Below are 22,425 nucleotides of genomic sequence, written 5' to 3'. Positions count from 1 at the left end.
AGGGACGGGGGGCAGCCGGGTCCTTCCGCTACTCCGCGTCGAGGTCCTGGGCGACCATGCCGGCGATCCGGTCCAGGACGGCCTGGTCGTCGCTGGTCACGATGACCTCGGCGCCCTGCTTGGCCCCCAGCGTCATGATCATCAGCGGGGAACCCGCGTCGACGGGGTTGCCGCCGGGGGTGGCCAGGGTGACCGGGACGCCGGCCTTGCCCACGGCCTCGGCGATCAGGGCCGCCGGCCGCGCGTGCAGCCCGACGCGGGAACCGACGGTGACGGTCTGACTGGGCATCGATGCCTCTTCCTCGTGCGGATCGGTACTGGTCAGGACGGTAGTTGGGGAGTGCGCCCCGTGTCAGGCGGTGGCGGCCCGCGACGGGGCCGGCGGCGCCACGGTGTGCGTGTGCTCGAGGTCCACGGCGTCCTCGGGCAGCTCCTCGGCCTTGGTGCGGCCGATGCTCTTGGCGACGATCACCGCCGCGGCGCCTACGACGGCGCCGATCACGATCGCGAGCAGCCAGACCAGGAGGCCGCTGATCGCGAAGAAGACGAAGACGCCACCGTGCGGGGCCTGGGCCTCGAGCCCCGCGGAGGCCACGATCGCTCCCGTCGTCGCGGACCCGATCATGATCGACGGGATGACCCGCAGCGGGTCGGCCGCCGCGAACGGGATGGCGCCCTCGGTGATGAACGCGAGCCCGAGCAGCCACGCCGCCTTGCCCTGCTCGCGCTCGGCCGGGGTGAACACCCGCGGCCGCACCACGGTGGCCAGGGACAGGGCGATGGGCGGGACCATGCCGGCGGCCATCACCGTCGCCATGATCACCAGGGGGCCGGTGTTCTCGCTCGGGTCGGCGATGTAGCTGGCCAGTCCGGCGGTGGCGAAGGCGTACGCCGCCTTGTTGACCGGCCCCCCCATGTCGAAGGCCATCATCAGGCCGAGCAGGATCCCGAGCAGGATCGCGGACGTGCCGGTGAGGCCGTTGAGCCAGTCGGTCAGCGAGCCGATCGCGGCCGCCAGCGGCCGGCCGAGGACGATCGCCATGATGCCGCTGGAGATCAGCGTGGCGCCCAGCGGGATGATCACGACCGGCATCAGGCCGCGCAGCACGCGACCGACCTTGAGGCGGGACAGCCACAGCGCCGCGAACCCGGCCAGCACGCCGCCGATGAGGCCGCCGAGGAAGCCCGCGTTCACCGTGGTGGCGACCAGGCCGACGATGAAGCCGGGCGCGATGCCGGGCCGGTCGGCGATGGCGTAGGCGATGTAGCCGGCCAGCGCGGCGACGATCAGGTAGGTGAAGGTCAGGTTGCCGATGAGGAACAGCACCGCGCCGAGGTAGCCGGCGAGCCCGCCGCGCAGGTTCTCGACCGTGCTCGCGGGCAGGTCGAACACCGAGTTGTTCAGCACCCAGGTGAGCGCCCACGACTGGCCGGTGTCCGGGTTCGCGTTGGCGATCGGGTAGCCGGCGAGGGCGAAGCCCAGGGCGATGAGCAGACCGCCCGCGGCGACGAACGGGATCATGTAGCTGATGCCGGTGAGCAGCCAGCGGCGGATCTCCGCGCCGGTGCTCGGCCGGGGCCCGAGCGCGGCCGGTCCGGCCGCGGCGGCGGTGCCGGGGACCCGGCGGGCGTCGGGGTCGTCGGCGGCGGCCAGCGCCTCCTGGACCATCTTCTCCGGCTCGCTGATGGCCCGCTTGGTGCCCGACTGGACGACGGGCTTGCCGGCGAAGCGCTGCTGGTCCTTGACGCCGACGTCGACGGCGAAGATCACCGCGTCGGCGGCCCGGATCACCGCCGGGTCCAGCGGTGTCGACCCGGAGGAGCCCTGGGTCTCGACGTGCACGTCCACCCCGGCGGCCCGCGCGGCGGCGGTGAGCTTGTCGGCGGCCATGTAGGTGTGCGCGATGCCGGTCGGGCACGCGCTGACGACGACCAGGCTGCGGCCGGGCGCCTCCGCCGCGGGGGCGGCGGCCGGAGCGGCAGCGGGGGCGGCGGGGGCGGCGGCCGGCGCGGCGGCCGGCTCGGGCTCGGGGGCGACCACCTCCTGCACCAGGGCGACGACCTCCTCGCGGGTGGCGGCCGACCGCAGCGACGCCACGAACTCCGGCCGCACCAGGGCCCGGGCCAGCGCGGTGAGCAGGGTGAGGTGGTCGGCGTCCCCGTGCGCCGGCGCGGCGATGAGGAAGGCGAGGTCGGCCGGGCCGTCGGGCGCGCCGAAGTCGACCCTCGGCGAGAGCCGGGCGAAGGCCAGCGAGGCCTCGGTGACGGCGGCCGAGCGGCAGTGCGGGATGGCGATGCCGCCGGGCAGGCCGGTGGCGGCCTGCGCCTCGCGGGCCATCGCGTCGCTGTGCAGCGCCTCGGCGCCGGTGGCGCGGCCGGCGTCGGCGACCAGGGCGGCGAGCCGGCGGACGACGGTGTCCTTGTCGGCTCCCAGGTCGGCGTCGAGCGCGACCAGGTCGGGAGTGATCAGAGCGGGCATGGAGAGGTTCCCCCTGGAGCAGGTCAGCGGGCGTCCCGGCCGGCGGCCCGGACGAGAGGGGTGCTGCTGGTGCCGGCGAAACCGGCCGTGACCCGAACTGCTGGACCGTCCACCTGGGCCGGGGTGGGAACGGCGGATCCGGGGAGCGACGCGCTGGCCGCGCCGTACGCGACGGCGCTGCGCAGCCGCTCGGCGGGCGGGTGCCCGGCGAGGTCGGCGAGCAGGTACCCGGCGAGGCTGCAGTCACCGGCGCCGACGGTGCTGCGCACGGCGACCGGCGGCGGCTGCGCCGACCACAGCCCCTGCGGCGTCGACAGCAGCGCGCCGTCGGCGCCGAGGGTGAGCAGCACCTCGGCGACGCCGCGCTCGTGCAGGGCGCGCACGGCGGCGAGGGTGGCGCCGGCGTCGGCCAGTACGGCGGCCTCCGGCAGGCCGGCGAGCTGGGCGAGCTCCTCGGCGTTCGGCTTGAGCAGGTCGGGGACCGCGTCGGGCCCGGCGTCGAGCAGGGCCCGCAGCGGGGCCTCCGAGGTGTCCACGGCCACCCGCGCGCCGGTGTCGCGCACCGAGCGGACGAGCTGGGCGTACCAGTCGACCGGGGTGCCGGGCGGCAGCGATCCGGAGAGGACCACCCAGCGGGCACCGGCCGCGTGCCCGTGCACCGCCGCGGTGAGCGCCGCCCGCGAGCCCTCGTCGAGGGGCACCCCCGGCTCGTTGAGCTTGGTGGTGGTGCCGTCCGGCTCGGCCAGCGTGTAGTTGGTGCGCACCGGCGCGTCGACCGGGACGGTGGCCAGGCGCAGGCCGCGGGCGCGCAGGGCGCCCACGATCGGGTCGTCGTCGGCGGCCGGCAGCACGGAGAGGACGGCGGTGCCGGCCGCGGCGAGCGCCCGCGAGACGTTGACGCCCTTGCCGCCCGGCTCGGTGGAGCTGACCCCGAGGCGGACCACGCCGCCGCGGTCGAGCGGGCCGGGCAGCGCCAGCGTGCGGTCGAGGCTCGGGTTGGCGGTGAGGGTGACGACGTCGACGCCTCGGCTGTGCACGGCTCGGCTCACGCGACCACGACCTCGACCCCGGCGTCCTCCAGCTCGGCCACCGCGGCCGGGTCGGCGCCGGAATCGGTGACCAGCACGTCGACGTCCTCGACGGCGGCGAACCGGACCAGGTGCTCGCGGCCCAGCTTGCTGCTGTCGGCGAGGACGACGCTGCGCTGGGCGGCGCGGACCATGGCCCGCTTGGTGGCGGCCTCCGCCTCGTCGGGGGTGGAGAAGCCGTGCCCGGCGCTGATCCCGTTGGTGCCGAGGAAGACCACGTCGGTGCGCAGGTCGGCGAGGGCGCGGATGGTCGTGTCGCCGACCGCGGTCTGCGTGATCCCGCGGACCCGCCCGCCGAGGACGTGCAGCGTGACGCCCGGCGAGGCGGACAGCCGCGTCGCGATCGGCACGGAGTTGGTGGCCACGAGCAACCGGCGGTCGGTCGGGAGGACGTCGGCGAGGGCCGCCGTGGTGCTGCCGCCGTCGAGCAGGACGCTGCCCTCCACGGAGGGGAGCAGGTCGAGCGCCGCCACCGCGATCTTGCGCTTCTGCTCGGTGCGCGTGCCGTGCCGCTCGCCGAGGCCGGTCTCGACCAGGGTGAGCGCCCCCGAGGGGACCGCGCCGCCGTGCACCCGGCGCAGCATCCCGGCCCGCTCGAGGACGGCGAGGTCGCGGCGGACGGTCTCCATCGTCACGCCGAACTCCTCGGCCACCGCGGCGACCTGGATGCGCCCGCGCTCGGCCACCAGCGTGGCGATCGCGTGCTGGCGCTCCTCCGGGTACATGCGACCCTCCCTCCCTCCGGGTGCCGCCACACGGGATGTCCGATTATGTGGCTTTCGGGTTGCTGTGGTGTTGTTCTATGCCCGATTGGTTGACAAGTCAAGGCCCGTTCGTGACCCTGGTCACCGACGGACGACGGCGTCCCCCGCCCTCGAGACCCATGGAGCGCCCCGTGCCCACCACCGCCCCCGGGACAGAATCGCTCCCGCCCACCTCCGGCCCGGCCGTGCTCACCGGTACGCCCGTCGTCCCGGGGGTCGCCCTCGGCCCCGTCGTCCGCCCGTCGGGCGCGGTCCGGCTCCCCGGCGACGACGGGGCGCCGGTCGCGGAGGCGCAGCGGCCCGCGGAGAAGCAGCGCTTCACCGCGGCGGCCGAGACCGTGGCCGGGCGGCTCGAGGCCCGGGCCGCCGCGGCCACCGGGGTCAGCGCCGAGGTGCTGGCCGCCACGGCCGGCCTGGCCCGCGACCGCGGCCTGCTCGCGGCGGTCGAGCAGCGCATCGACGGCGGGCTGGCCGCGGAGGTGGCCACGGTCCGGGCGGCCCAGCAGTTCGTCGACCTGTTCACCTCGCTGGGCGGGCTCATGGCCGAGCGCGCGACCGACGTGCGCGACGTCCGCGACCGGATCGTCGCCGAGCTGACCGGTCAGGGCGAGCCGGGGGTCCCGACGCCCGCGCGGCCGTCGGTGCTGCTCGCCGACGACCTGGCGCCGGCCGACACCGCGGGCCTGGACCCGGCGCGCATCGTCGGCCTTGCCACGCGGCTCGGCGGCACGACCAGCCACACGGCGATCATCGCCCGGCAGCTGGGGTTGCCCTGCGTCGTGGCGGTCGGCGGGCTGGACGACGTCCCAGTGGGGGCGACCGTGCTGCTGGACGGCGAGCAGGGCACGGTCACGGTGGACCCGGAGCCCGGGGAGGCGCAGGCCCGGGTGGCGGCGGCGCGCGTCGCCGCCGAGGCGCTGGCCGGCTACCGCGGTCCGGCCACCACGAAGGACGGGCACGCCGTGCAGGTGCTGGCCAACGTGCAGGACGGCGCCGGCGCCCGCGCGGCGGCGGCGGCGCACGCCGAGGGCGTCGGGCTGCTGCGCACCGAGCTGGCCTTCCTCGGCCACGCGGAGGAGCCCACGGTCGAGGAGCAGGCCGCCGGCTACGCCGAGGTCCTCGCCGCGTTCGAGGGGCGCAAGGTCGTGGTGCGCACGCTCGACGCCGGCTCCGACAAGCCGCTGACCTTCGCCACCCTGCCCGACGAGGCCAACCCGGCCCTCGGCGTGCGGGGCCTGCGCATCGCCCGCCGCGACCCGGGCATCCTCGACCGCCAGCTGGACGCCGTGGCCCGCGCGGCCCGGCAGACCGGGAGCACGCCCTGGGTGATGGCGCCGATGGTGGCCACCGAGGCCGAGGCGGCGGACTTCGCCGCCCGCGTGCGCGACCGCGGCCTGGTGCCCGGCGTGATGATCGAGGTCCCCTCGGCGGCGCTGCTGGCCGAGCGGCTGCTCGACCACGTCGACTTCCTGTCGATCGGCACCAATGACCTGTCGCAGTACGCGCTCGCCGCCGACCGGCTGTCGGCCGACCTGGCCGACCTCACCGACCCCTGGCAGCCGGCGCTGCTCGAGCTGGTGCGGCTGACCGCCGACGCCGGGCGGCGCAGGGGGCGGCCGGTCGGCGTCTGCGGCGAGGCGGCGGCCGACCCGTTGCTCGCCGTCGTCCTCGTCGGCCTCGGGATCAGCTCGCTGTCCTGCGCCGCGTCGGCGGTGCCGGCGGTGGGCGCCCGGCTCGGCACGGTGGACCTCGCCACGTGCCAGGCCGCGGCCGAGGCGGCCCTGGCGGCCCGCGACCCGCGGTCGGCGCGGGACGCCGTCCGCGAGGTGGTCCGGGCCGCGGAACGAGGCGCAGCTCACCCTGCCGAGTGAGGTTCCCTCGGCGTTTCGCCGAGTTGACCTTAATTCCTTAGGAATAGTCTCCGATCTGCCTGTATTAGTACAGGTGTCACCCCGAGACGGCTTCCGAAGGAGCAGCAGAGATGAGCAGCGTGACGTCCAGCTGGCGCGAGCGTCGGCGGGCGGCGCGGACGCGGCGGGCGCTCGACCGCGCCCTCGACCGCGCGACCGGCCCGGCGATGGTCGACGAGTTGCTGACCCTGGCCGCCAGCCGCGCGTACAACAGCATCCCGCGCTGAGCGCCGACGACGACGGCCCCGCCTCCACCCGGAGGCGGGGCCGTCGTCGTCCCTGCCCGGTCGGCCCGGCTCAGTGGTGGGCGTGGACCACCGCGTGACCCCTGCCGCGGCCGATCAGCCACTTGTTCACCGGCGTCGTCACGACGAACGCGACCGCGAGCGCGCCGGCGAGCGAGAACCAGAACAGCCCCGAGGCGAGGCCGGCCTCCATCGCGCCCGGGACCGACAGGATCACCGCGTTGTCGACCACCTCCATCACGGCGATCGAGACGGTGTCGGCGGCGAGCGCGATCCGCAGCGCCGCGCGGAACGGCACGCCGCTGCGCAGCACCGGCCGCACCGTCAGCGCGTAGCCGAAGACGAAGGCCAGGGCCACGGCGAGCGCCACGGTGGCCGCCTCCGGCAGGCCGAGGGCGGTGCCGATGACCATGCCCAGCACCTCGCCGATGGCGCAGCCGGTGAGGCAGTGCAGGGTGGCCCGGATCGCGGTGCTCCACGGCGCGCTGCCGGAGGAGGTGGACGTCGTGTGGTCGTGCATCGGAGCCTCCCTCGTAAATACCCCCCTGGGGTATCTACGTGTTTACGCCCCCGGCCGCCGATGCGCAAGGGGGGCGGCTCCCCCGGACGGGGCAGGGCGCTCAACCGGGGCGTGCGCGCTGCCGATGCACCGGGCGTGACGGGGAACGCGCCGGCCGAGGCCCGGGAGACCTCCGGCGCCACGACCGCGCTCGTGGTCTCCTACGTGCGCGACCGCGGCGGCGAGGACGCCGTCGAGGAGACCCTGCGCCGCGCCGGCCTGCCCTTCCCGGCCGCGGACCTCGGCCGCCACGACCACTGGGTGAGCTACGAGTCGCGCATCCGCCTGTTCGCGGCGGCCACCGAGGTGCTGGGGGACCCTGCGACGATGTGGCACGTCGGCAGCCAGGCGCTGGCCCACGGCCTGAACCCCGGCCTGGTCCTGCTCGTGCGGGCGATCGGCTCCCCGCGGCAGGTCTACCGCCAGCTCCCGCGCGCCGTCGCCAAGTTCTCGACCACGTCGACGATGGAGGTCGTCGAGAGCGGGGCGACCTCCGCCACCGTCCGGTTCACCCTGCACGAGGGCTACCGGCACTCGCGGCTCGACTGCGACTACGCCCGCGGGCTGATCGGCACGGTGCCCTGCGTCTTCGGCCTCCCGCCCGCCGAGGTCCGGCACGACGAGTGCGAGTCGGACGGCTACCCGGCCTGCGTCTACCACCTGACGTGGCAGAACCGGCGCCGGTTCCGCGTCCGGCGGCGGGTCCCCGGCGCCGCGCCGGGAGCCGACGCCGAGCTCGTTGCCCTGCGCTCGCAGCTGCACGGCCTGCAGACCGCCGCCCGCGAACTGGTCGCCGGTGACGACCTGGACACCGTGCTGCGCACGATCGTCGCCCGCGCCGCGCAGGCGGTGCTCGCGCCGGCCTACCTGCTGGCCGTCTCCCCGCCGGCCGGCGGGGAGCCGCTGGTGCACAGCGCGGGCCTCCCGGCCGAGGACGTCGCCGGGCTGGCCCGCACCCTCCTCGCGGGCGGCGACCTCGGCCCGAACGCGGTGGTCGTCGACGTGGCCTCGGCCCGCGGCACGCACGGCCGTCTCGCGGCCGTCTACCGGGAGGGGGACGGCGCCCTCGGGGACGAGCGGTCGATGCTCGCCGCCTACGCCGGCCACGCCGCGGCCGCGCTCGACCTGCTCCTCGCCCTCGAGGACGCCCGGCGGGAGGCCGACCGCGCCGGCGCGCTGCTGGCCCTGGCCCACGAGCTGGCCGGCGCCGCCGACCAGGCCTCCGTCTGCCAGGTCGTCGCCCGCGCGCTGCCCCGGGTCGTCGGCTGCACCCGCGCCATGATCATGCTCTGGGACGCCGAGGACGGGACGCTGCGGACGGCGGCGACCGAGGGGCTGGACCCGCTGGTCACCGACCTCGCGATGGGCACCGAGTTCACCACCGAGGACTCGCCCGAGCTGGTCGGCATGCTCACCGAGCGGGAGTGCCAGGTGCTCCACGCCGACTCCGGCAGCCCGGCGATGCGGCAGCTGCTGCACGGCATCGGCAGCAGCGACGCGGTCGCCGTCCCCCTGCTGGCCGGCACGGTCTTCCTCGGGGTCGCCGCCGGGGGGTGGCGGCCCGGGGAGGCGCCGGGGCACCTCGACGGCGAGGTGCTGACCCGCCTGCGCGGCATCGGCGACCAGGCGTCGACCGCCATGGCGAAGGCCCGGCTGCTCGACACCGTCCGCCACCAGGCCACGCACGACGCGCTGACCGGACTCCCCAACCGGGTCCTGTTCCTCGAGCGGCTGGCCGCCGCGCTGGCCGGACGCGGGCCGGCCGAGGAGGTCGCCGTCGTCTTCTGCGACCTCGACCGGTTCAAGCAGGTCAACGACACCCTGGGGCACGCGGCCGGCGACGAGCTGCTGCGGCAGGTCGCCGCCCGCCTGCTGGCCGCCGTCCGTCCCGGCGACACCGTCGGCCGGCTCAGCGGCGACGAGTTCGCGGTGGTGCTGCGCGGCCTCGCCGCACCGCAGGGCTTCGACTCCCTGGTCCAGCGCGTGCGGGCCTGCTTCGACCGCCCCTTCCGCCTGGAGGGGCGGGACGTGCCGGTGGGCACCAGCGTGGGCCTCGCCGTCCACCGCGGCGACGGCGGGCCCGAGCAGCTGCTGAAGCGGGCCGACGCGGCGATGTACGAGCACAAGCACCGGGGACGCGACGAGCGGGCCCCGGCGCCCCAGCGATAGGGGCGCCCTAGTCGCGCAGGCGCGAGCGCAGCGCCGCCCGGTCGGCCTCGCCGAAGCCGTGGCTCTCCAGCCACCCGATCGGGCCGCCGTGGCGCTCGTCGAGCACGCGGAGCAGCCCGTCCATCGTGGCGGCGTGCGGTGTGTGGTCGGCGACGTCGCGCCGCTCCATGTCCTCGGCGTAGGTGGGGGAGGCGGCGAGCCGGGCGACGATGTCGTGGATGACCTCGGCGGTCAGCGCGTAGTCGGCGACGATCTCCTCGTGCGGCACGCCGGCCACGGCGAGCGAGAGCGCCACCACGACGCCGGTGCGGTCCTTGCCGGCCGCGCAGTGGACGATCGCCGCCCCCGGCCCGCCGTGCGCCAGCGCGCGCAGCGCCTCGACGACGGCGTCGCCGCGGTCGTGCAGGTAACCGAGGTAGGAGCGCACCGCCGGCGGCTCGTGCTGGTCGTGCTCGGCCACCTGCCGCGGCAGCACCGACTCCTGCCAACCCGCGGGCAGGTCGGGGAGCTCGGCGTCCTCCTCGACGGCGAAGACGTCGGTGCGGTGCCCCCGCTCGGGCAGCAGCGTGAAGTGCCGGTGGGTGACCTCGGGGACGTCGCGCAGCGGGCCGCGGCCCTCCAGCAGCACCTCGGCGGTGGTGCGCAGGTCGACGACCTCGCGCACCTTCAGCTCGTCGACCAGCCGGCGGACGTCGTCGGCGCTCAGGGTCTGCAGGTTGTCGCTGCGCAAGATCCGCCCCGGCACGGTCCGCCCGCCGTCGGTCGTCGGCAGGCCGCCCAGGTCGCGGGTGTTCGCCGTGCCGTCGAGCCGGATCCAGCGGTCGGGGGACGCGTCGCGGTGCGAGGAGGTCACGCCTCGACGGTACGGCGCACGGACGACGGGACGGTGTCGCGCCGGTGGCCGCCGCCGGTCCGCTCGGGTCGGTGCGGGCCCCCGCCGGCGCCGGCCCGGGCCGGCAGCGCGTCGCAGACCGCGACCAGCCGGGTCCGCAGCACCGCCGCGCGCTCGGCGAACGCCCGCTGCCGCCGCACGTACTCGGCCTTGCCCGCGGCGGTCTCGATCGCCACCGCCGCGTGCCCGTAGGAGGAGAGGTCGTACGGCGAGGCCTGCATGTCGAGCAGGCGCACGTCGCGGGCCAGCTCGAAGCAGTCGAGGGCCAGCTCCCCCGGGACGGCGGGGCCCAGCTTGCCCGCCCACTTGTGCAGGTCCATCGACGCGTGCAGGCAGCCGGGCTGCTCGAGGTCGACCTGCGTGGCGCGGGTGGGCTGCAGCCGGTTGAGCGGGACGGCGGCCGGCGTGAAGAACCGGAAGGCGTCGAAGTGCGAGCAGCGGACCGGGTGCGCCTCGACGACGGCGTCGGTGCCGGCCCGGCCCAGCCGCAGCGGCAGTGGGTGCCGGTGCTCGTCCTCCCGGTAGACCATCGCCCACTCGTGCAGGCCGAAGCAGCCGGTGTGCACCGGCCGCGCGGCGGTGGCCGTCAGCAGCCGGTGCACGAACGCGACCGTGTCCCCCCGGTCGGCGAGGAAGGCGTCGACGTCGAGGCGCACGGCGCCGTCGTCGTCGGTCGCGTACCAGCGCCAGGCGGCGTGCGGCGCCGGGCCCTCCGGCGACGGCTCGAGGGCGGCGCCGGGGCCGGGGTGCCAGCGGCGCAGCAGCGAGGGCCGCGTGCCGTAGTACTCGTAGAGGAAGTCCTCGACGGCGTGCCGCTCGCCCGCGACCCGGCGAGCCCGGTGGCCGGCGGTCAGCGCGTCGGCGCGCTCGGCGTGGGCGCGCGCCCGCTCCTGCCAGACCTCCGCGCGCACCGGTCCAGCGTAAGGACCCCGGTCCTCCCCACCCCGGGACGGGCGCTCAGGTGAGCCGGTGCAGGCGCAGCGCCAGCTGGATCTCGAGCGCCCGGCCGGGCGCCGACCACTCCGCGCCGAGCAGGTGGCCGATCCGGTCCAGCCGCTGGCCCACGGTGTTGACGTGCACGCCGAGCGCCTCGGCCGCGCGGGCCGGCGAGCCGCCGGCGTCGAACCACGCCTGCAGGGTGGCGACGAGCGCGGTGCCGCGCCGCCGGTCGTAGTCCAGGACCGGCCCGACGGTCGACCCGACGAAGCCGGGGACGTCGCGGTGCTCGCCGACGAGCAGCCCGACGAAGCCGAGCTCGGCGGCGCTGGCGGACTGGCCGGCGCGCCCGAGCGCGAGCAGGGCGGCCGTGCAGCGGGCGGCCTCGGCGTACGCCGCCGCCAGCCCCGCCGGGCCGGCCGCGGGCCCGGCGCCGCCGGCGGTGACCGGGCCTGCTCCGGCACCGGTGAGCTCGCGCGCGACGGTCGCGGCCGCGTCCTCCGGGCCGGGGCCGGGGAGGCACACCACCACGCGCCCGTCGTGCAGCCCGGCCAGGCCGCCCCGCGTCGCGGCCAGGTGCACGGCGGCGGCCAGCGCCCGCGCCCGCCGCGGCTCCGGCGCCCGGGCGTCGACCACGGCGTGCGGCCGGTCGAGGTCGGCCCCGAACCGCCGGGCGCGCTCGCGCAGCCCGTCGGGGTCGCGGCCCGGGGCGGTGAGCAGCTCGTCGAGCAGCTCGCCGCGGACGCGGTTCTCGGCCTCGCTCGCCGTCCGCCGGATGAGCAGCAGCAGCGCGGTGACCAGCGCCGCCCGCTCGAGGATTCGCTGGTCGGCGCCGGAGAGGTCGTCGTCGCGGTGCAGCACGAGCCCGCCGAGCAGCTCGTTGCCCACGGTGACCGCGCTGGTCCACCAGCTGCCGTCCCGCGCGGTGCGCCCGGTGGCCCGGGCCTGTCCCAGGGCGGCCGCCGGGTCGGGTGGCAGCGCGTCGTCCGGCCCGGCGGGGGAGGGCCGGCCCTCCTCGTCGAGGACGACGATCCGGCCGCCGAGCACCTCGGTGACCGCCGCGGCGACGTCCTCCACCCCGCCGCCGCGCAGGACGACGTCGATGAACCGGTCGTGCGCCTCGGCGGCCCGCTCCACGGACGCGGTGTACGCCCGCAGCTCCCGGCCGGCCGTGGAGAGCTCCTCCAGCGCGGTGCGGGTCTCCTCCAGCAGCCGGGCGTTGTCGAGGGCGATGGCCGCGTGCGCGGCCAGCGACCCGAGCAGGGCCACCTCGGAGCGGTCGAACGAGCGCTCGCTGCGGTCGGCGGCGTAGAGCACGCCCATCACCGAGGAACCCCGGACGAGCGGGACGCCGAGGATGGCGACCAGCCCCTCCTCGTTGACCCCGCCGTTGATCTCCTCGGTGTGCAGGAACCGGTCGTCCCGGGAGTAGTCCGCCGTCGCGTACGGCGACGCGGTCTGGGCGACCAGCCCGCCGAGGCCCTCGCCCATGCCCAGCCGCAGGGCCTGGAACCGGGCGGACACCGACCCGTCGGTGACCCGCATGCAGGTGTCGCCGCGGCTCTCGTCGTTCAGCGTCAGGTAGGCGACGTCGGTGCCGAGCAGCTGGCGGGCCCGCCGGACGATCGCGGTCAGCACCGAGTCGACGCTGCGCAGCGCGGCGAGGTCGCCGGCGGTGTCGAACAGCGCCGCCAGCTCGGACTCCCGCCGGCGGCGGGCGGCGAACGCCTCGCGCACGCGCAGCGCCAGCAGCTTCACCTGCTCCAGCTCGGCCACGGTCGCGCCGTCGGCCCCCGCGGCGCGGGCGCGCACCAGCGGTCCTTCGTACTCGATCGCCGCGGCGTCGTCGAGCAGCAGCTCGAAGTACTCCGCGGCCGTCAGTGGGCGCTCCAGCCGCCGTCGAGCAGGAGCGACGTGCCGGTGACCGACGCCGCGGCCGGGGAGCACAGGTAGGCGACCGCCTCGGCCACCTCGGCCGGCTCGAGCAGGCGCTTCACCGCGGCCGGCGCCAGCATCACCTGCTCCACCACCTCGTCCTCCGACAGGCCGTGGGCCCGTGCCTGGTCGGCGATCTGGCCCTCGACCAGCGGGGTGCGCACGTAGGCGGGAGCGACGCAGTTGGAGGTGACGCCGTGCTCGGCGCCTTCCAGCGCGATCACCTTCGACAGCCCCTCGAGGCCGTGCTTCGCCGTCACGTACGCGGACTTGTAGGCCGACGCGCGGTGCCCGTGGATCGAGCTGATGTGCACGACGCGCCCCCACCCGCGGCCGTACATGTGCGGCAGCGCGCCCCGGACCAGCCGGAACGGCGCTTCCAGCATCAGCCGGAGGATGTGGGAGAACCGGTCGACGGGGAACTCGTGCAGCGGCGCCACGTGCTGCAGGCCGGCGTTGTTCACCAGCACGTCGACGTCCAGGTCCAGGGAGTCGACGGCGTCGAGGTCGGTGAGGTCGGCGACGACGGCGTCACCGCCCACCTCCTCGGCGACGGCCTTCGCCGCCTCGGCGTCCCGGTCCAGCACCAGCACCGAGGCGCCTGCCGCGGCCAGCCGCTGCGCGCAGGCGCGTCCGATGCCGGAGGCGCCCCCGGTGACCAGCGCCCGTCGTCCCGTCAGCTCGTCGGCCATGGCAGCACGGTAGGCCCGCGCCGGGAGGCTGCGCACGTGCGCCCACCACAGCCGCCGCCGCGACCGGTGTGGTGAGCCCACACGAGCGCGGAGGCAGGGGGCGGCGTGGACCGCGCGCGCCGGGAGCGGGGTGGTGCGTCGTGGGCGGAGGGCACATGCCGCGCCGGCCGGATGCGGCCCGCCGCCACATGGTGACGTCGATCACGGGTACCTAGCGTCGAGCCCGAACGGACCGCCGGCCCCTCGACGAGGAGACCTCCCCCCATGTCCGCACCCGCCACCTCCGGCACGCGCTTCGGCCGCGTCGTCGGCGCGAGCATCGTCGGCACCACGGTCGAGTGGTACGACTTCTTCCTCTACGGCTCCGCCGCCGCGCTGGTGTTCAACGACCTGTTCTTCCCCGAGCAGGACGACTTCGTCGGCACCCTCGCCGCGTTCGCCACCTACGCCGTCGGGTTCTTCGCCCGACCGGTCGGCGCGCTGGTGTTCGGCCACTTCGGCGACCGGCTCGGCCGGAAGAAGCTGCTGGTCATCTCGCTGCTCATGATGGGCGGCGCGACGTTCCTCATCGGTCTGCTGCCGACGTACGCGACGGTCGGGGTGCTGGCCCCCGTCCTGCTCATCGTGCTGCGCCTGGTCCAGGGCTTCGCCCTCGGCGGCGAGTGGGGCGGCGCGGTGCTGATCGTCTCCGAGCACGGCAGACCGCAGCACCGCGGCTTCTGGGCGTCGTGGCCGCAGGCGGGCGCGCCGGCCGGCAACCTCCTGGCCACCGGCGTGCTGGCGCTGCTGGCCGCCTTCCAGTCGGACGACGCGTTCGCCGCGTGGGGCTGGCGGGTCCCGTTCCTGCTGTCGGCGGTGCTCATCGTCGTCGGCCTGTTCGTGCGCCTGGCCGTCAGCGAGTCGCCCGTCTTCCTCGAGGCCCAGCGCGTCGCGGCCGAGAAGGCGGCGGCCACCGGCGCCGCGGAGAAGGCCCCGATCGTCACCGTCCTCGCCCGCTACAAGCGCGAGGTGCTCACCGCGATGGGCGCCCGCATCGCCGAGAACGTCTCGTTCTACGTGCTCACGGCGTTCACGCTCGTCTACATCCGCGACGTGCGGGGCCTGGACGCGTCCTTCGCCCTCAACGCCGTCCTCATCTCCTCCGCCGTCCACCTGGTGACCATCCCGCTGTGGGGCGCGCTGTCCGACCGGATCGGCCGCCGGCCGGTGTACCTGTTCGGCGCCGCCGGCATCGGGCTCTGGGCCTATGCGCTGTTCGGGCTGCTGGACCAGGACAACTTCGCGCTCGCCGTCGTGGCGATCACGACCGGCCTGCTCTTCCACGGCGCGATGTACGGGCCGCAGGCGGCCTTCTTCGCCGAGCTCTTCGGCACCAAGGCCCGGTACACGGGCGTGTCCGTCGGGGCGCAGCTGGCCTCGGTCGTCGCCGGTGCGCCGGCGCCGCTCATCGCGCTGGCGCTGCTCGGCAGCTTCGACGACCCGAACCCGGGCGCGGTGGCGCTGTACCTCATCGCGTGCGCGGCCGTCACCCTCATCGCGGTCTGGGCCTACGGCGAGACGCGCACCCGCGACCTGGCCGGGGACGACGCCGTCGTGCTGAAGGAGGACGGGCGCACCACCGCCGCCGTGTGACCGGCGGACGGCGACGGGCGCCCCACCACCGCCGGTGGTGGGGCGCCCGTCCGGCCGTCTAGTCCGACGTGTTGCCCGGGCGGGCGACGCCGTCGTCCCGCTGCGCCTCGTCGTCGGTGGTGAGCGTGACGGTGTCGCGCTCTCCACCGTCGCCGGCGTCGTTGCCGGGCGTGCCGTCGACCATGTTGCTGCTCGAGTCGGCGTCGGTGGTGTCGGGGGACTCCCGGTAGCCGGTGGGCTGGGACTCGGTCACGGTGCTCCTCACTTGTCGTGCTGCGCGCGCTGGGCGGTCGAGAGGTCGCTGTCGGCCCGGGCCGGCTGCTCGTCGGGGGTGGCGGCGTCGCGCTCCACCGCCTCCTCGCGCGTCAGCGGCACGTCCTCGAACGACGAGCCGGTGTCGGCGTTGTCGCCCGAGCCCGAGGCGGTGGGGACGTCCTGCTGGATGCGGTCGCTGCCCGCGGGATCGGTCATCGCCCTCGCTCCTTCCGTCGTCCCGACCCCATGCCCACGTCGGTCCGCCGGAAACGGCGACGGCCGCCTCCCCGTCCACGGGAAGGCGGCCGTCGCCGCGGGGCGGTCCGCTCAGAAGGCGGCCTCGGGCACCTCCATGAGCGCGTTGTCGGTGTGCTCGACGACGACCCGCTCGGCGGTGAGCCTCGGCAGCACCTGGCTGCAGAAGAAGCGGGTGGCGGCGAGCTTGCCCTCGTAGAAGTACCGGTCCTTCTCGCCCACCTCGCCGGCCAGCGCGGCCAGGGCGACCTCGGACTGGCGGACCAGCAGCCACGCGGTGATCAGGTCGCCGGCGGCCAGCAGCAGGCGGGAGGTGTTCTGCGCGACCTTGTACAGGCTGCTCATGTCCTCCCGGGCCGCCGTCAGGTGGCCGAACATCGCGGTGAGCATGCCCTGCACGTCGGAGAGCGCGGTGGCCAGCAGCGCCCGCTCCTCCTTGAGCCGGCCGTTGCCGACCTCGGCGTCGATGGTCGCCTGGATCTGCGAGGCCAGCCAGGTCAGCGCGACGCCGCCGTCCTTGACGATCTTGCGGAAGAAGAAGTCCTGGCCCTGGATCGCCGTGGTGCCCTCGTAGAGGGTGTCGATCTTGGAGTCGCGGATGTACTGCTCGATCGGGTAGTCCTGCAGGTAGCCGGAGCCGCCCAGGGTCTGCAGCGACTCGGCGGTGAGCAGCTGGGTGGCGCGCTCGGAGCCGAAGCCCTTCACCACCGGCAGCAGCAGGTCGTTGACCCGCTCGGCGAGCTGCGCCGCCTCGCTGTCGCCGGCGCCCTCGGCCTGCGCCTGGATCACCTGGTCGCGGAAGGAGGCCGCGTACAGGTACAGCGCCCGCATGCCCTCGGCGTAGGCCTTCTGCAGCATCAGCGAGCGGCGCACGTCGGGGTGGTGCGTGATGGTCACCCGCGGGGCGTCCTTCGACGTCGCGGTCAGGTCGGCGCCCTGCACCCGCTCCTTGGCGAAGGCCAGCGCCTGCTGGTAGCCGGCCGACAGCGTGGCGATCGCCTTGGCGCCCACGAACATCCGGGCGTGCTCGATGACCTTGAACATCTGCGCGATGCCGTCGTGCACCTCGCCGACCAGCCAGCCCTTCGCGGGCACCGGGCCGTCGCCGAAGGTGAGCTCGCAGGTCGTGGAGACCTTGAGGCCCATCTTCTTCTCGACGTTGGTCACGTACACCCCGTTGCGCTCGCCGAGCGCGCCGGTCCCGAGGTCCACGTGGAACTTGGGGACGACGAACAGCGACAGGCCCTTGGTGCCCGGCTTCGCGCCCTCGGGGCGGGCCAGCACCAGGTGGACGATGTTGTCGCTCAGGTCGTGCTCGGCCGAGGTGATGAACCGCTTGACGCCGGTGAGGTGCCAGGAGCCGTCCTCCTGCCGCACGGCCTTGGTGCGGCCGGCGCCCACGTCGGAGCCGGCGTCGGGCTCGGTGAGCACCATGGTGGCGCCCCACCTGTGCTCGATCATCAGCTCGGCGAGCCGCTTCTGGTCCGGCGTCCCCAGCTCGTGCAGCACGCCCGCGAAGGCCGCCCACGCCCCGTACATGAACACCGCCGGGTTGGCGCCGAGCACCATCTCGAAGGCCGCCCAGGAGAGCGTGACCGGGGCGCCGAAGCCGCCGAGCTCCTCGGGCAGGTCGAGGCGGTACCACTCGCCGTCCTCGAGGGCGCGGACCGACTTCTTGAACGACTCGGGCAGGGTCACCGAGTGGGTGGCCGGGTCGAACACGGGCGGGTTGCGGTCGGCGTCGGCGAAGGACTCCGCGATCGGGCCCTCGGCCAGCCTGCGGATCTCGGCGAGCACGCCCCGGGCCGTCTCGGCGTCCATCTGCTCGAACGGCCCGGTGCCGAAGCGGTCCTTGGTGTCGAGGAACTCGAAGAGGTTGAACTCGAGGTCCCGCAGGTTCGCGGTGTAGTGGCCCATGCCGGTGGCTCCTGTGCTCGCGTGCGCTGTGACGGCGCTCATGTACTCGCCAGTAACAAACGCTATTACCGGCGAGTAGCCAGGGCAAGCGTCGAGCGCGCGGACACGCTCGTGAGGGGTGGGTGGAGCAGCGGTCGATGCGCCTCGCGGCCCTCGCGGCGTGGTCGTGACCCGCGCCGCCGGCGGTGCCGGTGGCGGCCACCCGGTGAGGGCGAGGCGCGTCCTCCCGCGCCGGAACGGCTCCTCCCTCGCGGTGCGGCGGAGGGGAGGAGCCGCCCGGATCAGCTCAGCTGGTCGTGGCCGCGGGCGTCAGGGCTTCTGCCGGCGGCGGGCGCGCCGGGCCACGCCGGCCAGGGCCACCACCAGGCCGCCGAGCGCGGCGGCGATGACCAGGGCCAGCACCAGCGGTGCGTCGATGTTGCCGAAGACCAGGCTGATGTCGACCGTCTGGGTGTTGAAGACGACGAACAGCACCAGCAGCACGGTGACGAAGACCAGCAGCGCCGCGGCCAGCGACCAGCCGATGGTCTTGCCGCGGTGCCGGCCGGGCGCGGGTGCTGCGGGTCGGGTGCCGGCGGGAGCCTGGCCGCCGGGGACGCCGGGCGTGCCCGGCCGCGGCCCGGCGGCGCCGGGGGTGCCGGTCGGGGGCTGCTGCGGAGCGGTCACGGCGCCAGTCTCCCGCCGCGGGCCGCCGCGGTCACGGCCGCGGCGAGGACCGTTCCCGATTCGTCACCGGTGCGCATCGGGCTCGCTCCCGGCGGGCGGGTAGGACGGCCCCGCCTGGCCGCTGGCCGGCCGCGACGGGGCGCCGCCGGAGTCCTCGTCGTCGGGCGGGGCCACGGCAGTGCCCAGCGGCCCCACCTCGGGATCGAGCTCGGCGTCGTCCTTGCCCGTCGGCGTCGTCACGCCGACGGGCTACCCGGGCGTGGCCGCCGTCAGTCGTCCAGCGCCGGTCCGGCCTCGTGCCGGGGGTGGCCCGGGGTGCGCTCGCGCTGCTTCATGCGGGCCTCGAAGACGTGCCGGTCGCCGTCGGCCAGCTCGGTGCGCGCCCGCTCGTCGAAGGCGCGGAAGGTCGACCAGTAGCTGGCGTCGTAGTCCTCGACGATCTGGAACGTCCACCGGTCGGCGATGACGTTGCGGCCGACCAGGTCGCGCTCGAGGTCGTCGGCCAGCTCGCCGTGCCCGGCCTTGCGGAACAGCTCGACGGCCTCCTGCAGGGTCAGGTCGGCGGTGCCGGTCAGCCGGTGGAAGCCGTACAGCAGGCCGCGGGCGTGCTCGGCGGCCTCCAGGGCCTCCGACAGCTTGCCGAGGGCCTCCACCGTGGTGTCGTCGAGGTCGGACCGGGTGCGATCGGTGCTCACCGGCCCATCCTGCGGTGGACTCGCGTCAGGCGCGCGCCGTGCCCACCAGCTCGGTCGCGTGGTCGATCAGCTTCTCGGCCAGCTGCCGGCCGTGGGAGGCGGGGCCGTCGGGGCCGAGCAGCCCACCGGAGAGGTACATGCCGTCGATGATCAGGTGGACCTGCGCGGCCAGGTCCTCGCCGGCCCCGGGGAGCAGCTCGTCGGCCAGGCGCTCCAGCCGGCCGTGCAGCTCGAACTTGTAGTCGGCGGCGGCCACGCGGGCGGGGTGCTGCGGGTCGTCGTACTCGCTGCTGACGTTGGTGAACGGGCAGCCGCGGAAGCCGGCGCGCGTCACGTCGCGCTCGACGTGGTCGACCACCGCCAGCAGCGCGGCGCGCGGGTCGCCGTCGCAGCGGGCCAGCTCGGCGTCGATGGAGGCGAGCACGGTGGCCGCCTTGCGGGCGAGGTAGGCGCCGACCAGCTCGTCCTTGCTCTTGAAGAGCCGGTAGACGGTCATCTTGCCCAGGCCCGTCTCGCGCACCAGCTCGTCCATCCCGACGCTGCGCGAGCTGCGCGTGGCGAACAGGCGCTCAGCGGTGTCGAGGACGATCGCCTGCCGCTCGGCGCGGCTGCGGCGGACCGGTGCCGACGCGTCGTCGGCGGGAGCAAGCTTGAGGGCGGCGGTCACGCCACGGATGGTGCCGCAGCGCGTGACGGAAGAGTTCGCGGCACGCCGGGGATGGTTGCTCTGTGTGACCAGTGGCGGCGGAGTTGCGCGTGACCCCGGGGGTCACTGGGACCGATGTGGCGACTCTGCGTGACCACCCGGGCCGTCGAGGCCCGGGTGGGTCGACGTCAGTTCCGGCGGATGCGCCGGGGGTTGGCCAGCAGCCGCGCGGTCGGCAGGGCCGAGGTCTCCTGGGGGCGGGACTCGTCGGTCTGCTCCGCTACGGCGCCGGCGGCGGCTCGGGGTTCGCGCTGGGTCTCCTGCATGACGACCAGCCTGCCCGTGCCCCGGCCAGGGGAAACAGCCCCGAACCGGTGATCCCGCTCGCACTCGGGATGATCTGCGTCACGTCCGCCGCCTCAGGTCAGGTCGGCCAGCAGCGGGTCCCACAGGTCGAGCGAGGACGGGTAGGAGGCGTACACGCTGAACCGGTCCACCACCCCGCCGAACCGTTCCCGCACCAGCCGGCCCAGCTCCTCCGGCGTCCCGACGACGGCGAACGCGGCGAGCACCTCGTCGGGGACCAGGTCGCGCATCGCCGTCCACTTGTCCTCGCGGCGGCTCACCGACAGGGCGTGCAGCTCCTCGCCCAGCGCCGCCCAGCCGTGCAGCTCCAGCACCGGGCGGTAGGCGGGGGTGCTGCCGTAGAAGGCGATGGTGCCCTTGACCGCCGCGGCCGCCGCGGCCAGCTCGTCGTCGGTGCGGCCGGTGACCACGAGCCCCGGCAGGTTCACGGTGACGTCGGCGCGCGACCGGCCGGCCGCCGCGAGCCCCTCCTCCAGCGCCGGCAGCGTGCGCTCGCGCAGGTACCGCGCCGTGGTGAAGCCGTGCACCAGCAGCCCGTCGGCCACCTCGCCGACCAGCCGGGTCATGGCCGGCCCGACGGCCGCCAGGTACACCGGGGGAGCGCCCCACTCGTGCGCCGGCGGCGAGAACATCGGCGTCATGAGGGTGTGCCGGTAGTACTCGCCCTCGAAGCGCAGCGGGATGCCCTCCTGCCACGCGGTCCAGATCGCCCGCAGCGCGCCGACGAACTCGCGCATCCGCGCCACCGGGCTGCCCCACGGCATGGAGAACCGCCGCTCCACGTGCGCCCGGACCTGCGTGCCCAGACCGAGCACGAACCGGCCGCGGGTGTAGCGCTGCAGGTCGTGGGCCGTCGAGGCCAGCGTCATCGGCGAGCGCGCGAACGCGACGGCGATCGCCGTCCCGATGGTCGGCCGGGTCGTCGCCGCGCCGGCGGAGTGCAGCAGCAGGAACGGGTCGTGCGCGACCTCCGAGGCCCAGATCCCCGCGTAGCCGCGGGCCTCCAGCTCGCGGGCGGTGGCGGGTACGTCGTCGATCCCGGTGGACAGCAGCGCGGCGTCGAGGAGCACGGCTCGGGAGCCTGCCCGACCGGGCACCTGCTGACCAGCGACCGGGTGGTTGTGGCCGGGGACACAGCCGTGGTGAGGTCGGCGGGTGACCCTGGACTTCGACGAGGGCGAGGAGCTGCGCGCCCTGCGCGCGGCCGTCGCCGACCTCGGGGCCCGCTACGGCCAGCCGTACTTCCTCGAGCAGGCCCGTTCCGGTGGGCGCACCGACGCGCTCTGGCAGGAGGCCGGCAAGGCCGGCTTCCTCGGCGTGAACCTGCCCGAGGAGCACGGCGGGGGCGGGCGCGGGCTGGTCGAGCTCTCCCTCGTCCTCGAGGAGCTCGGCGCCGCGGGCTGCCCGCTGCTGATGATGGTCGTCTCGCCGGCCATCTGCGGCACGGTCATCGCCCGCTACGGCACCGCGGCGCAGCGGGAGCGCTGGCTGCCCGGGCTCGCCGACGGCTCGACGACGATGGCCTTCGCGATCACCGAGCCCGACGCCGGCTCCAACTCCCACCGCATCGGCACCGCCGCCCGCCGCGACGGCGACGGCTGGGTGCTGTCCGGCCGCAAGGTGTGGATCAGCGGCGTCGACCAGGCCGACGCCGTCCTCGTCGTCGGACGGCTGGCCGACGGTCCGCCCGGCACGCTGCGCCCGGCGCTGTTCGTCGTCCCGACCGACGCCCCCGGGCTGACCGCGCACCCGATCCCGATGGAGATCGTCAGCCCGGAGCGGCAGTTCCAGCTGTTCCTCGACGACGTCCGGCTGCCCGACGACGCCCTCGTCGGGCACCCCGACCAGGGCATCGCGCAGCTGTTCGCGGGGCTCAACCCCGAGCGGGTCATGGCCGCCGCCTACTCGCTCGGCGTGGCCCGGCTGGCCATGGCCAAGGCCACCTCCTACGCCCGCGAGCGGCAGGTGTGGGGGACGCCGATCGGCGCGCACCAGGGCCTGGCCCACCCGCTGGCCGCCTGCCAGGTCGAGATCGAGCTGGCCCGGCTGATGACCCAGAAGGCGGCCTGGCTCATCGACACCGGCCGGGACGCCGGCAGCGCGGCCAACAGCGCCAAGTACGCCGCCGCCGAGGCCGCGGTGCACGCCGTCGACCAGGCCGTCCAGACGCACGGCGGCGGCGGGCTGTCCCAGGAGTACGGCGTCGCCGCGCTGCTGGCGATGTCCCGCGTCAGCCGGATCGCCCCCGTGAGCCGCGAGATGATCCTCAGCTTCGTGGCCCAGCACGACCTGCAGCTGCCCCGCTCCTACTGAACCGGAGAGCC

At 75.5% G+C, this 22,425-nt stretch carries 23 protein-coding genes; 5 read left to right on the top strand and 18 right to left on the bottom strand.

Features of this window, described 5'->3' with window-relative positions; all coding sequences use genetic code 11:
• Window positions 1-28: 28 nt before the first annotated feature.
• From ACI78S_RS03500 to ACI78S_RS03485, 4 genes are all read right to left on the bottom strand, one after another.
• Window positions 29-289, bottom strand: coding sequence for an HPr family phosphocarrier protein (locus ACI78S_RS03500; RefSeq protein WP_456970815.1), 261 nt, complete (start codon window positions 287-289; stop codon window positions 29-31).
• Between the two features lie 63 nt (window positions 290-352).
• Window positions 353-2,479, bottom strand: a complete 2,127-nt coding sequence (locus ACI78S_RS03495; protein WP_456970814.1) for a PTS fructose transporter subunit IIABC — start codon at window positions 2,477-2,479, stop codon at window positions 353-355.
• A gap of 23 nt (window positions 2,480-2,502) precedes the next feature.
• Window positions 2,503-3,528 (bottom strand): 1-phosphofructokinase family hexose kinase, encoded by a 1,026-nt coding sequence (locus ACI78S_RS03490; RefSeq protein ID WP_456970813.1) that lies wholly within the window; start codon window positions 3,526-3,528, stop codon window positions 2,503-2,505.
• Window positions 3,525-4,292, bottom strand: a complete 768-nt coding sequence (locus tag ACI78S_RS03485; RefSeq protein WP_456970812.1) for a DeoR/GlpR family DNA-binding transcription regulator — start codon at window positions 4,290-4,292, stop codon at window positions 3,525-3,527. Before ACI78S_RS03485 ends, ACI78S_RS03490 begins: the two co-directional genes overlap by 4 nt.
• A 170-nt stretch (window positions 4,293-4,462) precedes the next feature.
• Between ACI78S_RS03485 and ACI78S_RS03480 the strand changes: the two genes are divergently transcribed.
• Both ACI78S_RS03480 and ACI78S_RS03475 read left to right on the top strand, forming a co-directional pair.
• On the top strand, window positions 4,463-6,202 hold the full coding sequence (locus ACI78S_RS03480; RefSeq protein ID WP_456970811.1) for a phosphoenolpyruvate--protein phosphotransferase: 1,740 nt from the start codon (window positions 4,463-4,465) through the stop codon (window positions 6,200-6,202).
• 110 nt (window positions 6,203-6,312) lie between these two features.
• Window positions 6,313-6,468, top strand: coding sequence for a hypothetical protein (locus ACI78S_RS03475; protein ID WP_456970810.1), 156 nt, complete (start codon window positions 6,313-6,315; stop codon window positions 6,466-6,468).
• A gap of 70 nt (window positions 6,469-6,538) precedes the next feature.
• Here ACI78S_RS03475 and ACI78S_RS03470 read toward each other — a convergent pair whose 3' ends face one another.
• A complete protein-coding gene (locus tag ACI78S_RS03470; RefSeq protein WP_456970809.1) occupies window positions 6,539-7,006 on the bottom strand; it encodes a DUF4396 domain-containing protein in 468 nt (155 codons plus the stop codon).
• A 135-nt stretch (window positions 7,007-7,141) separates the two neighbouring features.
• Here ACI78S_RS03470 and ACI78S_RS03465 point away from each other — a divergent pair, with 135 nt between their 5' ends.
• The gene (locus tag ACI78S_RS03465; RefSeq protein WP_456970808.1) at window positions 7,142-9,214 is read left to right on the top strand and encodes a diguanylate cyclase domain-containing protein; all 2,073 of its coding nucleotides are present in this window, start codon (window positions 7,142-7,144) and stop codon (window positions 9,212-9,214) included.
• Window positions 9,215-9,221: 7 nt separating this feature from the next.
• Here ACI78S_RS03465 and ACI78S_RS03460 read toward each other — a convergent pair whose 3' ends face one another.
• From ACI78S_RS03460 to ACI78S_RS03445, 4 genes are read right to left on the bottom strand one after another with little or no spacing between them, the layout of a single operon-like run.
• A complete protein-coding gene (locus ACI78S_RS03460) occupies window positions 9,222-10,067 on the bottom strand; it encodes a tyrosine-protein phosphatase (RefSeq protein WP_456970807.1) in 846 nt (281 codons plus the stop codon).
• Window positions 10,064-11,017, bottom strand: a complete 954-nt coding sequence (locus tag ACI78S_RS03455; RefSeq protein ID WP_456970806.1) for a 3-methyladenine DNA glycosylase — start codon at window positions 11,015-11,017, stop codon at window positions 10,064-10,066. Before ACI78S_RS03455 ends, ACI78S_RS03460 begins: the two co-directional genes overlap by 4 nt.
• Window positions 11,018-11,063: 46 nt before the next feature.
• A complete protein-coding gene (locus ACI78S_RS03450) occupies window positions 11,064-12,989 on the bottom strand; it encodes a helix-turn-helix domain-containing protein (protein ID WP_456970805.1) in 1,926 nt (641 codons plus the stop codon).
• Window positions 12,920-13,669 (bottom strand): 3-hydroxybutyrate dehydrogenase, encoded by a 750-nt coding sequence (locus ACI78S_RS03445; protein ID WP_456970804.1) that lies wholly within the window; start codon window positions 13,667-13,669, stop codon window positions 12,920-12,922. Before ACI78S_RS03445 ends, ACI78S_RS03450 begins: the two co-directional genes overlap by 70 nt.
• 264 nt (window positions 13,670-13,933) lie before the next feature.
• On the opposite strand from ACI78S_RS03445, the gene ACI78S_RS03440 reads away from it, so the two are divergent.
• The gene (locus tag ACI78S_RS03440; protein ID WP_456970803.1) at window positions 13,934-15,301 is read left to right on the top strand and encodes an MFS transporter; all 1,368 of its coding nucleotides are present in this window, start codon (window positions 13,934-13,936) and stop codon (window positions 15,299-15,301) included.
• A gap of 58 nt (window positions 15,302-15,359) precedes the next feature.
• On the opposite strand, the gene ACI78S_RS03435 is transcribed toward ACI78S_RS03440, so the two are convergent.
• The 9 genes from ACI78S_RS03435 to ACI78S_RS03395 all read right to left on the bottom strand — a co-directional run bounded on the left by ACI78S_RS03435 (window position 15,360) and on the right by ACI78S_RS03395 (window position 21,171).
• Window positions 15,360-15,554 carry a hypothetical protein gene (locus ACI78S_RS03435; RefSeq protein WP_456970802.1) on the bottom strand — a complete coding sequence of 65 codons (195 nt, stop codon included), beginning with the start codon at window positions 15,552-15,554 and terminating at the stop codon, window positions 15,360-15,362.
• 8 nt (window positions 15,555-15,562) lie between these two features.
• Window positions 15,563-15,772: a hypothetical protein gene (locus ACI78S_RS03430; RefSeq protein ID WP_456970801.1), complete on the bottom strand. Its 210-nt coding sequence runs from the start codon at window positions 15,770-15,772 to the stop codon at window positions 15,563-15,565.
• Between the two features lie 111 nt (window positions 15,773-15,883).
• On the bottom strand, window positions 15,884-17,770 hold the full coding sequence (locus ACI78S_RS03425; RefSeq protein ID WP_456970800.1) for an acyl-CoA dehydrogenase: 1,887 nt from the start codon (window positions 17,768-17,770) through the stop codon (window positions 15,884-15,886).
• Window positions 17,771-18,037: 267 nt separating this feature from the next.
• The gene (locus ACI78S_RS03420) at window positions 18,038-18,394 is read right to left on the bottom strand and encodes a lipopolysaccharide assembly protein LapA domain-containing protein (RefSeq protein ID WP_456970799.1); all 357 of its coding nucleotides are present in this window, start codon (window positions 18,392-18,394) and stop codon (window positions 18,038-18,040) included.
• Window positions 18,395-18,457: 63 nt separating this feature from the next.
• Window positions 18,458-18,634: a hypothetical protein gene (locus tag ACI78S_RS03415; protein ID WP_456970798.1), complete on the bottom strand. Its 177-nt coding sequence runs from the start codon at window positions 18,632-18,634 to the stop codon at window positions 18,458-18,460.
• Between the two features lie 29 nt (window positions 18,635-18,663).
• Complete coding sequence (locus tag ACI78S_RS03410; RefSeq protein ID WP_456970796.1) at window positions 18,664-19,089, bottom strand: hypothetical protein; 426 nt, start codon at window positions 19,087-19,089, stop codon at window positions 18,664-18,666.
• 25 nt (window positions 19,090-19,114) lie between these two features.
• On the bottom strand, window positions 19,115-19,756 hold the full coding sequence (locus tag ACI78S_RS03405) for a TetR/AcrR family transcriptional regulator (RefSeq protein WP_456970795.1): 642 nt from the start codon (window positions 19,754-19,756) through the stop codon (window positions 19,115-19,117).
• Window positions 19,757-19,923: 167 nt separating this feature from the next.
• Window positions 19,924-20,061: a hypothetical protein gene (locus tag ACI78S_RS03400; RefSeq protein ID WP_456970794.1), complete on the bottom strand. Its 138-nt coding sequence runs from the start codon at window positions 20,059-20,061 to the stop codon at window positions 19,924-19,926.
• Window positions 20,062-20,154: 93 nt separating this feature from the next.
• The gene (locus ACI78S_RS03395; protein ID WP_456970793.1) at window positions 20,155-21,171 is read right to left on the bottom strand and encodes a TIGR03617 family F420-dependent LLM class oxidoreductase; all 1,017 of its coding nucleotides are present in this window, start codon (window positions 21,169-21,171) and stop codon (window positions 20,155-20,157) included.
• 85 nt (window positions 21,172-21,256) lie between these two features.
• Here ACI78S_RS03395 and ACI78S_RS03390 point away from each other — a divergent pair, with 85 nt between their 5' ends.
• Entirely contained in the window at window positions 21,257-22,414 is a 1,158-nt protein-coding gene (locus ACI78S_RS03390) for an acyl-CoA dehydrogenase family protein (RefSeq protein ID WP_456970792.1), read from the top strand.
• Window positions 22,415-22,425: the final 11 nt, after the last annotated feature.

It is taken from the genome of Geodermatophilus sp. SYSU D00815 (assembly GCF_054050035.1).
This window is presented reverse-complemented; position numbering and strand designations above follow the sequence as displayed.